9 protein-coding genes are annotated in these 13,105 nt (G+C 73.9%); 1 reads left to right on the top strand and 8 read right to left on the bottom strand.

The window, feature by feature from the left end; translation table 11 throughout:
* Nucleotides 1-64 precede the first annotated feature (64 nt).
* The 3 genes from PUR61_RS13230 to PUR61_RS13240 form a co-directional block, all read right to left on the bottom strand.
* On the bottom strand, nucleotides 65-1,375 hold the full coding sequence (locus PUR61_RS13230) for a deoxyguanosinetriphosphate triphosphohydrolase (protein WP_329879001.1): 1,311 nt from the start codon (nucleotides 1,373-1,375) through the stop codon (nucleotides 65-67).
* Between the two features lie 243 nt (nucleotides 1,376-1,618).
* Nucleotides 1,619-2,710: an SGNH/GDSL hydrolase family protein gene (locus PUR61_RS13235; RefSeq protein ID WP_329879002.1), complete on the bottom strand. Its 1,092-nt coding sequence runs from the start codon at nucleotides 2,708-2,710 to the stop codon at nucleotides 1,619-1,621.
* 250 nt (nucleotides 2,711-2,960) lie between these two features.
* Nucleotides 2,961-3,905, bottom strand: coding sequence for a PAC2 family protein (locus PUR61_RS13240; protein WP_329879003.1), 945 nt, complete (start codon nucleotides 3,903-3,905; stop codon nucleotides 2,961-2,963).
* 859 nt (nucleotides 3,906-4,764) lie between these two features.
* Here PUR61_RS13240 and PUR61_RS13245 point away from each other — a divergent pair.
* A complete protein-coding gene (locus PUR61_RS13245; protein WP_329879004.1) occupies nucleotides 4,765-5,490 on the top strand; it encodes a GNAT family N-acetyltransferase in 726 nt (241 codons plus the stop codon).
* Between the two features lie 164 nt (nucleotides 5,491-5,654).
* Here the strand turns inward: PUR61_RS13245 and PUR61_RS13250 are convergent, their stop codons facing one another.
* The 5 genes from PUR61_RS13250 to ppdK all read right to left on the bottom strand — a co-directional run bounded on the left by PUR61_RS13250 (nucleotide 5,655) and on the right by ppdK (nucleotide 12,765).
* Nucleotides 5,655-6,908, bottom strand: coding sequence for an ADP-ribosylglycohydrolase family protein (locus PUR61_RS13250; protein ID WP_329879005.1), 1,254 nt, complete (start codon nucleotides 6,906-6,908; stop codon nucleotides 5,655-5,657).
* Between the two features lie 1,212 nt (nucleotides 6,909-8,120).
* Nucleotides 8,121-8,519: a transcriptional regulator gene (locus PUR61_RS13255; protein ID WP_329879006.1), complete on the bottom strand. Its 399-nt coding sequence runs from the start codon at nucleotides 8,517-8,519 to the stop codon at nucleotides 8,121-8,123.
* Nucleotides 8,519-8,995, bottom strand: coding sequence for a hypothetical protein (locus PUR61_RS13260; RefSeq protein ID WP_329879007.1), 477 nt, complete (start codon nucleotides 8,993-8,995; stop codon nucleotides 8,519-8,521). Before PUR61_RS13260 ends, PUR61_RS13255 begins: the two co-directional genes overlap by 1 nt.
* 141 nt (nucleotides 8,996-9,136) lie before the next feature.
* Entirely contained in the window at nucleotides 9,137-9,688 is a 552-nt protein-coding gene (locus PUR61_RS13265; protein WP_329879008.1) for a ribonuclease domain-containing protein, read from the bottom strand.
* 368 nt (nucleotides 9,689-10,056) lie between these two features.
* Nucleotides 10,057-12,765, bottom strand: a complete 2,709-nt coding sequence (gene ppdK / locus PUR61_RS13270) for a pyruvate, phosphate dikinase (RefSeq protein ID WP_329879009.1) — start codon at nucleotides 12,763-12,765, stop codon at nucleotides 10,057-10,059.
* Nucleotides 12,766-13,105: the final 340 nt, after the last annotated feature.

Consider the following 13,105-nt stretch of genomic DNA (forward strand, 5'->3'; position numbering starts at 1 on the left):
ACTGGGGTGGCCGGGGTTTCCCGGGGCCGCTCCCCATCCGGTCCGGTGGCGGGCCCCGGCGGGCTCAGGTCCAGGCCGCCCCGACCAGCTTGCCGTGGAGGGCCAGCGCCGAGGCATCGGTGAGGGTGGCGATCTGGTCGATCACCGCGCGCAGGGCCCCCCGGTCGTCCTCGGCCTCGTGGTAGAGCGCGGCGAAGACCGGGTCCAGCCCCTCCGGCGCACGCTCGTTGAGGACGTACGCCAGCTCGGCGATCACGATCCGTTGACGGGCCCGGAGCTGGGCCTGCTCGTCGCGCTGCATCACGAACCGGACGGCGACCGCCTTGAGCACCGCGCACTCCAGGCGGACCTCGCGCGGCACCACCAGCTCGGCCTCGTACCGGGTGAGCCGGCCGGGCCCGTAACGGGCGCGGGTCGCCTGCTCGGCGGCGAAGCAGAAGCGGCCGATCAGCTGGCTGGTGAGGTCCTTCAGCCCGGCCCGGGCCCGGGCGGTGCCGTCGTACGCCTGGGGCCACCACTCCTGCGCGAGCAGCCGGTCCAGGGCGTCCGACAGCTCCTCCGGCTCGGCGTCCGTGGCGTAGCGCTCGGCGACCTTGAACAGTTCGGCGCGCTCGCTCGGGGCGAGCAGCGCGGCCGGGTCGATGTGACCGGCCTGGAGGCCGTCCTCCACGTCGTGGGTGGAGTAAGCGACGTCGTCGGACCAGTCCATGACGGTGGCCTCGAAGCACTTGCGCCCGGCCGGGGACCCGGCCCGCAGCCAGCGGAAGACCGGCAGGTCGTCGGCGTAGACGCCGTACTTGGGCGAGGCCGGGTCGGTGGGATGCGCGCCGTGCGTCCACGGGTACTTGGTGGCGGCGTCCAGGGCGGCGCGGGACAGGTTGAGCCCGACGCTGCGACCCGGCCAGGGGGCCAGCCGGGCGGGTTCCTCGTCCTGCGGGGCGAACCGCTTGGGCTCCAACCGGGTCAGGATGCGCAGCGACTGCGCGTTGCCCTCGAAGCCGCCGCAGGCCTCGGCGGCCTGGTCGAGCGCCTCCTCACCGGTGTGGCCGAACGGCGGGTGGCCGATGTCGTGGGCCAGGCAGGCGGTCTCGACGAGATCCGGGTCACAGCCCAGCGCCGCGCCCAACTCCCTTCCGACCTGGGCGCATTCCAGCGAGTGGGTCAGCCGGGTGCGGGGGAAGTCGCTGCGCATCGGGGCGACCACCTGGGTGGTGCCGGCCAGCCGGCGCAGGGCGGCGGAGTGGAGCACGCGGGCGCGGTCGCGCTGGAACGCCGTCCGGCCCGGGCGTTTGTCCGGTTCGGGCACCCAGCGGGCCTCGGCGGCGTGGTCGTACGGGTTCGGGGTGGTGGCGAGGCGGTGCGTGGTGTCGTCCATATGCCCTTCACGGTACGCCGAGCCCCCGACACCGGAAGTGTGCCGCGCGCGACGGGACGCGGGCCGGGGCGTGAACGCTCGGCCGCCCGCGGAAGGGCCCTCCCGGGCCCTCCCGCAGCCACTGGCCCCCACGGCCCGGCACCTTCACGAGCCGGCATCCTCACGAGCCGGCGCCTTCACGACCCGGCGCCTTCACGACCCGGCGCCTTCTTCACGAGCCGACAGCCGATGTCCGGTGCCGGTTCAGCCGCGGACCGCCCTGAGGACGGCCGCCGCGGCGCCCTCCTGTCCCTTGGCGTTGGGATGGATCCCCGCCAGACCGGGCGCCGGGAACGGCGGCTCGACCCAGCGGGCGGCCTCACCCGCGCACATGTCGTGGCCGGACGAGGGCGCGGCGAGGTCCACGAAGACGGCGCCCGCCGCCTCCGCTCGCCGCTTGAGCATGGCGTTGAGCTGCTGCTCCTTCTCCACCAGGAAGCCCAGATCACCCCCGGCGACGGTCTTGCCGAGCACCGGGACGCAGACGGCCGGGTCGGCCGGCAGCAGCGAGGGGTAGCCGACCACGTAGATCTTCGCCTGCGGAGCGCGGCGCTTGACCTCCTTCAGCGTCTCGCCCAGCCGTTCACCGGCCGCGTCCACCTTGCGCTGCACCTGGTCGGCACCGTCCGACGCGGCGTAGTGCTCGCGGCACGGTGCCGGCGCCCGGCCGGAGCCGACCAGTTCCTTGACCGCGTCGACCAGGTTCTCCTTGGCGCACTGGGTGACGACCTCCATGAACCCGGCGTCGTTGCCGCCGATCCCCACGGTGACCAGCCGGGTGGCCGGTTCGATCGCGTCCAGCTGCGGCGGATTGGTGCCGCTGCCCGTCTCCTGGGAGCCGGTCAGGTCGCCGGTGCGGGCCCCGCTGCAGCTGGCGTCGCGGAACTGACCGCCCGCCAGGCCGAGCGCCTTGGCCACCAGGCTGGGGTAGTTGACCGTCGAGCGGGCGCAGCCCTTCGGCTCCCCCGCCTGCGGGCTGATCTTGAGCCCCGCGGTGTACGAGTCACCGAGCGCCACGTACGGACCGGTCGGTGTCGGGGTGGGGGTCGGCGTGGCCGACGCCGCCCGGTTCGCCTGCGGACCCCCCGGTACGGCGGCGCCGACGGCGGTGTCCGTACCTCCGGTGCCGGAGCAGGCGGCGAGCAGGACGGCGGCGAGTCCGACGGTCAGGGCACCTGTCAGGGCCCGCGGTACGGCGCGTGACGGGTCGGTCTGCGGCGTGGCGGACGCAGTGGTCGACGACGAGCCCGACCGGGCGCCGGTGGGCGCGCCCTTCGGGCGTACGGACAGAGGCACGGGATCCCCCCGGGTAGGAGCCGTTGGCGTTCTTCCTACGACGGCCCGTCCCCCGGGCACCGCCATCCCAACGGACGGAGACGCCGGATCGATCCCGCCGGAACCGGCGGATTCCGGCGCCTCCCTACCGTGCCCGTCCTTCGGGGCCGCGCCCGTCTCTCCGGAGGGTATTCCTCACCCCCGGAGGGCATTCGTCGCCCCCGGGCGGCGTCCGCCGGCCCGGGGGCTCGCACTGCTCCGGGGGCTTCCGCTACTCCGGGCCGCGCTCGTGCTCCGCCAGGAACTGCTCGAACCGCCGGCCCAGCTCGTCCGCCGACGGCAGGTCCACCGGCTCGGCCAGCAGGCTCTCCCGGCCCTCGGCGCCCGCCACCGCGTCGTACTGACCCTCCATGCCGCGGATCGCCGAGCGCAGGTCGCCGTCCCCCTGCGACAGCTGGTCCTCGATGTCGGCGTACACGCCGTCGACCTGCTCGCGCAGCTGCGTGCCGGGCAGCACCAGCCCGGTGGCGGACTGCACCGCCTCCAGGATGAGCACCGCGGCCGCCGGGTACGCCGTGCGCGCCACGTAGTGCGGCACGTGCACGGCGAAGCCGAGCACGTCGTGCCCGGCCTCGGCGAGCCGGAACTCCAGCAGGGCCTGCGCGCTCCCGGGCACCTGGGCCTGCTCGAACCACTGCGGGTAGCCGGCGGCGAGGTCGAGGCGGTTGCCGTGCGGGGTCAGACCGACCGGGCGGGTGTGCGGCACCCCCATCGGGATGCCGTGGAAGTCGAGCGACAGCCGGACGTCGAACCGCTCGACCAACTCGCGGACGGCCGCGATGAACCGCTCCCATTCGACGTCCGGCTCGGGCCCGGTGAGCAGCAGGAACGGCGAGCCGGCCGCGTCGTGGACCAACTGGAGCAGGATCTCCGGCGGCTCGTAGGAGGACCAGTGCTCGCGGTCGAAGAGCATCGCGGGGCGGCGGGCGCGGTAGTCCACCAGACGGTCGTGGTCGAAACGGGCCACCACCTGGGGCTCCCCGGCCTCCAGCAGGTGGGTGACCACCTGGCCGCCGGCCTCTCCGGCGTCCATGAAGCCCTCGAAGTGGTGGAGCAGCACCAGACCCGCGCCGGTGTCGGCCAGCGCGGCCCTCGCCGCGGCCACGGCGGCCACGCCCTGCTGATCCAGCTCGTACAGCGCCTGGGGATCACGCACCGCGTACCCACACCCCGCTCTCTACTCGGTCTCTAGCTACTCGTCGGACTCGTGCCGGTTCTCCTCGTGCAGCGTGCGGCGCTCCGCCGGAATTCCCGCTGCCGGGATTCGCCTCCCCGGCTGCGGGACTCCCCCCGTTCCGCTGCCCGGAATCCTCCCGCCGCACCGACCGGACGACCGGGCCGCACCGACCGCCCACGACGGCCCCGGAACGCCTCCGCGACCTTCCGCCGGTCCCACTGTGGACTCCCGCGCCTTTCCGGCCACCGCCCGCCCGCGCCCGCCGCCGTCCCGCGCCGCCCGCGAGCGCTCGGCGCGCCCCCGGCGGGCCGACTCGACCATGATCGCACCCGATGGTAAAAGCCCTGCTCAGGGGCGGGTGAACGGCCCGTCGAGGCAGCCCGCCGCCGCACCCGGCGGCCATTCGTGTGCTGCGAAGTGACGCACCGCCTTCTGGCGGGTATCGTCCTCTCGCTGCCTCGCATCGTCGCGTCGTCGTCACGTCGTCCGTAACGCCGTCGATCACGTCCCGGCCCGGTGCTCGGCCAGCCACCTACGACGCATCTTGCCTTCACCTGGCCGCCTGTTTCCCTTCGCGCTCTCGTATCCTCATCGGCCATCTCGCGGACGCACACTGTCCCCTCGCTCATCCCGCCGGACCGGTCCGTGGACCCGTGTCCGTTCCGGCACCGCGCTGCCCGTCTCCGGGCCGCCGCCCCCCACCCCGCCCGACCGGACCTCCGGCGTGCGCGGGTACCGGCGGGCGGACCTCCGGGGCGGGGCGAAAAGTCCACTGCTCGGCCCGCGCGCACCCAGGCACGGGCCGGCATCCTCCGACCGATGAAGGACCGAAGGTTCCGTGCCCGTACCTCTCATCCTCACCGGCCGCACCGTGCGGCTGGAGCCCCTCGCCGCGCACCACGCCGAGGCCATCGCCCAGGCCGGCGCCGAGGACCGTACGACCTACGCCTTCACGCCCGTCCCGCACGGCCTGGAAGCGGCCCGCGAGTACATCTCGCGGGCCCTCGCCGACCAGGCCGCGGGCCGGTCGCTGCCGTTCGCGACCGTGAGCCAGGCCGACGGCCGGGTCGTCGGTTCCACCCGCTTCCTGGAACTCGACTACTGGCAGGGCCCGCTGGTCTGGCCCCCGGCGCCGGGCGTGCCGTTCGGCGACCCGGCCACCGCCGTGCCCGACGCCGCCGAGATCGGCAACACCTGGCTCTCCCCCCGCGCCCAGGGCACCGGCATCAACACCGAGGCCAAGCTGCTGATGCTCCGGCACGCCTTCGAGGTGTGGGGCGTCCAGCGGATCTCGCTCCGTGCCGATGCCCGCAACCAGCGGTCGCGGGCCGCCATCGAGCGGCTCGGCGCCACCTCGGAGGGCGTCCGGCGGGCGCACTCGCGCGGGCTCGACGGAGTGGTCAGGTCCACCGCGTTCTACTCGATCCTGGACGACGAGTGGCCCGCCGTCCGCGACATCATCGAGTTGCGGATCGCCGCCGCCACCTCGCCGAGCGCCCCGGATCCGGCGATCAACCAGGAGTGCCTTAGACACGGCGGCAGCGGGCACCTGATCACGGCCTGACGCGGTCGTGTCGCTGTGACCGCCCGATCCGGGCGGTCACAGCGACACGACCGCCGGCGGGCGGCGGACGGCGGGGCCACCTGCGGGCGCTTCGGGGTCGCCCTCGTGCCGGGGGTCCGGTCACCCGCGGGGGTCCGGTCACGGCCCTCCGGGGCGACCGGTGCTCAGGGCCGGTACCCCCGGGTGGCGAGTGCCAGGACCTCGCCGAGGAGCTCCGGACCGTCCGCGCTCCCGACGTGGGCGGGATGCGCCTCGACCAGCGCCGACACCGGCCGCCGGCCGCCGCCCCGCACGGGGGCCACCCGGACCGCCCAGATCGCGAACCCGGTCCGGGCACGGTGCAGGTGGAGCACCCCCTCGGAGGTGTAGGACTCCCACGTCTGCTCCGTCCCGCGCGGGCGCAGACCCCGCCTGATCCGCTGCCACTCGTCCTCGCTCCAGACCACGTCCGGGACGGGACACGGGCGCGGCAGCCGCAGCGGCTTCGGGGAACCGTGCTCCGGCGCGTTCGCCACACCGCCCGGCTCGACGAAGGCCCAGGCGGGCAGCGGTTCGCGGGCCGCCGTCCAGGCGGCGGGGATGCCGCCCGCCCCGGTACGGGCCGCGACCACACCGCCCGTGATCGCGGCCACGGTGTCCATGTCCCCGCCGACGCTCACGGCCTCCCAGAGCGCCCCGCGGTAGTCGGTGAGCCGGCGGGCCGCGCACCAGAGCGCGTACGGGACGGTGTCGGCGGCGCTGACCCGGCTGCCGTTGCCGAGCACCTTCGCCACGGCCCCGAGGTCACGTTCGTCCAGCAGCGCGACCGCCTCGTTCAGGCCGTCCCGCACGGCTCCGAACGGCGTGAGGTCCCGCACCGACTCCAGGAAGCCCCTCGCGGTCACGGGCTCCGCGCGGGCCCGTACCGCGCAGGCCGCGGCCACCGCCACGGCGATCGCGCCGTCCACAGCCTGCGGGTGAGTGTGGGTGATCGCCGCGCTTTCGGCGGCCGGCTCGACCGCCGCTCCCGGGTCGTCTGCGTACGCCGCCCCCAGCGGGGCGACCCGCATCGCGGCGCCGTTGCCGTACGAGCCCTGGCCGTCGAAGAGTTCGGCGGCCAGTACCTTGGCGTCACCGCCCTCGCGGACCAGCCGGAGCAGCCGGTTGGCGGCCGGGCCGTAGCCGCGGTCGAAGTCGTGGCGCCGGGCGAAGCCGTGGGTGAGATCGAAGGTGTCGACGGCCCCGCGCTCGGTGTGCGCGGCGTACACCGAACAGGCCATCTCGGTGTCGTCGGTCCACGGCCAGGGGCCGGGCGGGGCGGTGCGGGCGGCCAGGTGGGCCCTGGCGGTGGCGGGAACGAAGAACTGCGCGCCGAAGGCGTCGCCGACCGAGAGGCCGTCGAGCGCGTCGAGCGCGGGGCCGGTGCGAGGAGTCGTCATCAGGCCCCAGCCCACCCGTCCGACCGGTCCTGCGTCAACCCCGCATGACCCAAGATTCCCCGCACGGGCGGCGTTTCGCATACCGCCGACCCGGGCGGGAAGCACCCGGGGCATGACCCGCGCCATCGGACTCGCCGACCGCTGCTGCTGCTCGGCGCCGACCAACAGCACATCGTCACCCGTGCACGACTGCACGGGCTCGGCGTCCCGTCCGGCACCATCGCCCACCGCCTGCGGCCGGGCGGACCGTGGCAACAGGTGCTTCCCCGGGTGATCTGCCTGCAGACCGGACGGCTGACGTCCCATCAACGACTGCGCGCGGCACTCGCGTACGCGACGCCCAAGGGCCGGGCGGACGGGCCCGCCGGAGACGTGCTGCTGACCGGCGCGGCCGTCCTGGCCGACGCCGGGCTGCCGTCGGCCGGGCACCCGGCCGACCCGACCTCGGTGGACGTCCTGATCCCGGGCCCACGACGGGTCTCCGACCGGGGGTTCGTGCGGATCCACCGTGCGGCCGGAGCGATGCCGGGCGGGCACGAGCGCGACGACGGGCTCCGGAGCACGACGGTCGCCCGGGCGCTGGCCGACCTCGCACCCCGGGAGAGCGGACGGCGCCGGTTCTGGGCGCTCTGCGCCGAGGCCGTCCAGCGGCGACACTACGAACTCGGCGAGCTGCTGGACCAGTTGATGGCCCGGCCGGACGCGCTCGACCTGACCGGGCCGGCCGGGGTGGTGGAGGAACTGGCCGCCGGGGTCCGCTCGGCGGTCGAGGGCGAAACCCGGGACGCGGTGCGCGGCTCCGGGCTCCCGGAACCGCCCTGGAACCCGGTCCTCCTGCTGGACGGGCGGTTCCTGGCCGTGCCCGACGCCTACTGGCCGCGCCTGCGTCGCGCTGGAGATCGACTCCCGGGCCTGGCACCTGCGCCCGGCCGACCACGAGCGGAGCCTGACCCGGGCCAACCGGCTCACCGTGGCCGGCCTGCCGGTGGTCCGCACGACCCCGCTCCAGCTGCGGCGCGACCCGGCGCCCGTGCTGCGGGAGCCGGCCGTGCTGCTCGCCGGGGGACCGCACGGCCCTCGGGTCCGGATCACCTGGCGGCGGGCCCGGTGGTGCTGGTGCGGCCGGTCCCACGGGCTGCGCGGAGACGCGGAGACGCCGAGACGCCCGGCGGTGGCCGACGGCGTACGCAGGGGCGGGCAGGGGGCGGCGGGTCAGGAGGTGGCAGGCGTGACGTCGGTGGGCGCGGCATCGGTGGGCGCGGGGACGGTGTCGGCGGGGACGGTGTCGGCGGGGACGGTCGCCGCGGTGGCGGCGCCGGCGGCCTCGGCGGCGGCCACCAGGCGCTGGAGTTCCGCGAGGTGCTCGGTGAGGGCCCGCCGACCGGCCCTGGTCGCGACGAGCCAGGTGCGCGGGCGCCTGCCGACCGCGCCCTTCCTGACCTTGAGGTAACCGGCCTGCTCCAACGCGGTCGCGGCCTTGCTGAGCACCGAGTCGGAGACCTCGCAGTGGTCGCGGACGGTGCCGAACTCGGCCTCCGCGCAGGCGCTGAGGAAGGCCAGCACGGTGAGCCTGGTCGGGTGCTGGAGCAGCGGATCGAACGGGGCCGCCATCAGTGGGCCGCCGCGTCGCGCCGGATCCGCTCCGCCAGCCACCCGGTGACCGCCCAGAACGCCGCACCGGCCGCGAGACCGGCGGCCGCACCTATCCAGCGCACACCGCCACCGGCCAGCAGGACCAGGCCCGAGGCGGCCCCGGCCGCGGCGAACACCCCGAGGACGGCCAGCACGATCAGGCCGCCGTAACCGGGGGCCGGCCGGTGCACGATGCCCGCCTCGCGCATCGCGATCCGGGCGAGCGCACCGGTCAGGGCGGCGAAGACCACGCCGAACACGCCGCTCAGCCAGGAGACCCCGGCCCCGATCGCCTGACCGACGCCGGTCCCGTAGACGGTGAACGCCACCGCGAAGGCCGGGCCGTACCAGCCGGGGAGCCGGCCGGAGGCCTGGGCAGCCGCCTTGGCGCGGTCGGCGAGGCGCAGCGCCTCGGCTGCGGGAAGCGCGGGTCGGACGGGCTCGGAGCTGCTCATGGAATCCCCCTGCGGTGCGGCCCTCCGGGAGAGCGCCGTGATGCTCTCACTATGGCATCTACTTTCCGAGCTGGAAAGTACTTTCGCGGGTGGACTGCTCGGCACTGCCCGGCGGCGGCCGGACCGTCGGCGGCGGCGCCGTCAGCAGCGGACGTCGATCTCCTGGAAGGTCGCGTAGTGGTCGGCGGTCCAGAACTGCTCGCCGGACTCGCCGGTGACCACGCGCCGGGCGCCACGGTCGGCGGAGCCGGGGGTGACGACGGTGAACTCGTGGTAGTAGCCGGAGGTCTTGCGGGGCAGGCGGCTTTCACGGTTCTCGAAGACGATGCCGTCCGAGCGGTACGGGTACGGGCCGCCCTTGGCGATCAGGCCGAGCGTGTCACGGGCCTGGACCGGCAGCCCGGTGCGGCAGACGTCGGCCATCGCCGGGTCGGTCGGCACCCAGGTGCCGGCGGGCGCGGGCGTGCCCGGGGCGGACGCGGTGCCCACGGGCGGGGACGGCTTCGGTGCGGTGGACCTCGGTGCGGTGGGCCTGGGCCCGGTGGACTTCGGCGTCGCCGGACCGGTCGAGGACGTCGCGGAGGCCTCGGGCGTGCTGTCGCCGGCGTCGTCCGACAGGACGTACCCGACTGCGGCGGCGAGCACGCAGAGCAGCACGGCCAGGGCGGTGAACAGGCGGTTTCTGCTGGTCATGGGCCCAGCTTGGCAGCCACCCGGGCCCGGACCGGGCAACCTCGCGCGTGGCCGCCGACACACCCGCCGGCACCGCTGTTCCGAGGAGGGCCGCGGGGTGAGGGGGTGGCGGGCTCGCCGGCCCGCCCGACCCGCCCGGCCCGGCGGTGGTCCGCTCGCGGTCCGGCCGTGGTGGCCCGGCCGTGGTGGCCCGGCCGAGGCCCGGCCGTGGAAAAAGCAGCGGCCGGGACGGGGACGGACGCCGTTGTCCGTTCCCGCCCCGGCCGCCTCACGTACGCCGGTTCTCCTGCGCCGAGCTCCGGTGTACGCCCCTCCCGGGTGGAGGGGATACGGTCAGCGATTCGACCGTGCCGAGGGGCTCAGAGCCCTCAGCGCGAGTCGCTGCCCGCAGTCTCGATGGCGGCGCGGCCTGCCTCCAGACGCGCCACCGGGATCCGGAAGGGGGAGCAGGAGACGTAGTCCAGCCCCACCTCGTGGAAGAAGTGCACCGACTCCGGGTCGCCGCCGTGCTCGCCGCAGACGCCGAGCTTGAGGTCGGGGCGGGTGGCCCGGCCGGCCTCGACAGCGTGCTTGACCAGCGCGCCGACGCCGTCGCGGTCGATGGTCTCGAACGGGGAGACCCCGAAGATGCCCTTCTCCAGGTAGGCCGTGAAGAAGGAGGCCTCGACGTCGTCGCGGGAGAAGCCCCAGACCGTCTGGGTGAGGTCGTTGGTGCCGAAGGAGAAGAACTCGGCAGCCTCGGCGATCTGGCCGGCCGTCACGGCGGCGCGCGGCAGCTCGATCATGGTGCCCAGCTTGATGTCCAGCTGGACGCCGGTGGACTGGGCGACCTCGGCGAGGACGCGCTCGCACTCGTCGCGGACCAGCTCCAGCTCCTGGACGGTGCCGACCAGCGGGATCATCACCTCGGGGCGCGGGTCCCCGCCGGCCAGCTTCCGCTCCGCCGCGGCCTCGGCGATGGCGCGGACCTGCATGCCGAACAGACCGGGGATGACCAGGCCGAGGCGGACGCCGCGCAGACCGAGCATCGGGTTCTGCTCGTGCAGCTTGTGCACTGCCTGGAGCAGGCGCAGGTCGTTCTCGTTGGGGTCCTTGCGAGCCTCGGCGAGGGCGACGCGCACCGACAGCTCGGTGATGTCGGGCAGGAACTCGTGCAGCGGCGGGTCGAGCAGACGGACGGTGACGGGCAGGCCGTCCATCGCCTGGAAGAGCTCCAGGAAGTCGCCCTTCTGCAGCGGCAGCAGGGTGGAGAGCGCGGTCTCGCGGTCCTTGTCGTTGTCCGCGAGGATCAGGTGCTCGACCTCCTTGCGGCGCTCCTCCCCGAGGAACATGTGCTCGGTGCGGCAGAGGCCGATGCCCTGGGCGCCGTACCGGCGGGCGCGCCCGCTGTCCTCGGCGTTGTCCGCGTTGGCACGCACGGCGAGCCGGCGACGGCCGTCGGCGTGCGACATCAGCCGGTGCACGGCCTGGACCAGACCGCCCTGGACGTCGGCGCCCGCGTGCAGGGTGCCCTCGAAGTACTCCACCACCGGGGAGGGGAGCACGGGTACCTCGCCGAGGTAGACCTTGCCGGTCGCGCCGTCGATCGAGACGACGTCGCCCTCCTCCAGCACCAGGCCGTCGGCGGTGGTCATCCGGCGGCGCTTGGTGTCGACCTCCAGCTCCTCGGCCCCGCAGACACAGGTCTTGCCCATGCCGCGGGCGACCACGGCGGCGTGCGAGGTCTTGCCGCCGCGCGAGGTGAGGATGCCCTCGGCGGCGATCATGCCGTCCAGGTCGTCCGGGTTGGTCTCGCGGCGGACGAGGATGACCTTCTCGCCGGAGCGGGACCACTTCACCGCGGTGTAGGAGTCGAAGACGATCTTGCCGATCGCGGCGCCGGGCGAGGCGGCAAGGCCCCAGGCGATCTGCTTGGACGTGGAGTCGGGTGCGAAGCGCGGGAACATCAGCTGCGAGAGCTGGCCGCCGGTGACCCGCATCAGGGCCTCGTCCAGGTCGATCAGGCCCTGGTCGACCAGCTGGACGGCGATCCGGAACGCGGCGGCGGCGGTGCGCTTGCCGACCCGGGTCTGCAGCATCCAGAGCTTGCCGCGCTCGATGGTGAACTCGATGTCGCAGAGGTCGAGGTAGTGGTTCTCGAGCTTCTGCATGATCGCCATGAGCTCGTCGTACGACTTCTTGTCGAGCTTCTCCAGCTCGGCCAGCGGCAGGGTGTTGCGGATGCCGGCGACGACGTCCTCGCCCTGCGCGTTGGAGAGGTAGTCGCCGTAGACGCCCTGGGTGCCGGTGGAGGGGTCACGGGTGAAGGCGACACCGGTGCCGGAGTCCTCGCCGAGGTTGCCGAAGACCATGCTGCAGACGTTGACCGCGGTGCCCAGGTCGTTCGGGATGCGCTCCTGGCGGCGGTAGAGGCGCGCCCGGTCACCGTTCCAGGAGTGGAAGACGGCGTGGATCGCGAGGTCCATCTGCTCGCGCGGGTCCTGCGGGAAGGCCCGGCCGGTCTCGCGCTCGACGATCGCCTTGAACACCTCGACGAGCTGCCGGAGGTCGGCGCCGTCCAGGTCGAGGTCGTTGGTGGTGCCCTTCGCGTGCTTGGCCTCGTCCAGGGCCTCCTCGAACAGCTCGCCGTCGACGCCCAGCACGGTCTTGCCGAACATCTGGACCAGGCGACGGTAGGAGTCCCAGGCGAACCGCTCGTTGCCGGACTGCGCGACCAGGCCGACCACGGAGGCGTCGGAGAGGCCGATGTTCAGGACCGTGTCCATCATGCCGGGCATGGAGAACTTGGCGCCCGAGCGGACCGAGACGAGCAGCGGGTCGTCGGCCTGGCCGAGCTTCTTGCCCATCTCCTGCTCAAGGGCGTCCAGGTGGGCGCCGATCTCCTCGTGGAGGGAGGCGGGCTCGCTGCCGGTCTCCAGGAAGACCTTGCAGGCCTCGGTGGTGATGGTGAACCCCGGAGGGACGGGGAGCCCCAGGTTGGTCATCTCGGCCAGGTTCGCGCCCTTGCCGCCGAGAAGGTCCTTGAGGTCCTTGTTTCCTTCAGTGAAGGAGTAAACAAACTTCTGCTGGGACGACACGGGTCGGTCTCCTCGCACACGGTTGCCCTGACGCCGGAGAACATACCCATTTCGAAGGCACTTCTGCGCCGCCAATAGGCCGTACGAGGCTGGTACCCAGGGGTAACCCGATAGATCGAATGCACCTAAAGGCGTTCACCTCTGTTGGCGAAATCGTCCGGATGACGCGAGCTATCGTTCAAGTCTTGAACGCCACGAAACAGGAAGATCACACAGGCGGGACGCAGGGTAGCGGTCGGCCGCACAAGCTGACGCCTCGGCTTGATTTCCTGCACCCTGAGCGCGCGATCCGCCGCCACCCCCTTCGGGAAGCGATTCGCCGGCGACTTGTTCATTTCGT

The organism is Streptomyces sp. BE20 (genome assembly GCF_036322525.1).
Lineage (GTDB): Bacteria > Actinomycetota > Actinomycetes > Streptomycetales > Streptomycetaceae > Kitasatospora.

Bases quoted from the DNA above. Each gene is read 5' to 3' on its own strand.
- PUR61_RS13265 (WP_329879008.1), bottom strand. From the start codon at position 9,688: ATGACCAGCAGAAACCGCCTGTTCACCGCCCTGGCCGTGCTGCTCTGC.
- PUR61_RS13255 (WP_329879006.1), bottom strand. From the start codon at position 8,519: ATGGCGGCCCCGTTCGATCCGCTGCTCCAGCACCCGACCAGGCTCACC.
- PUR61_RS13230 (WP_329879001.1), bottom strand. From the start codon at position 1,375: ATGGACGACACCACGCACCGCCTCGCCACCACCCCGAACCCGTACGAC.
- PUR61_RS13250 (WP_329879005.1), bottom strand. From the start codon at position 6,908: ATGACGACTCCTCGCACCGGCCCCGCGCTCGACGCGCTCGACGGCCTC.
- PUR61_RS13260 (WP_329879007.1), bottom strand. From the start codon at position 8,995: ATGAGCAGCTCCGAGCCCGTCCGACCCGCGCTTCCCGCAGCCGAGGCG.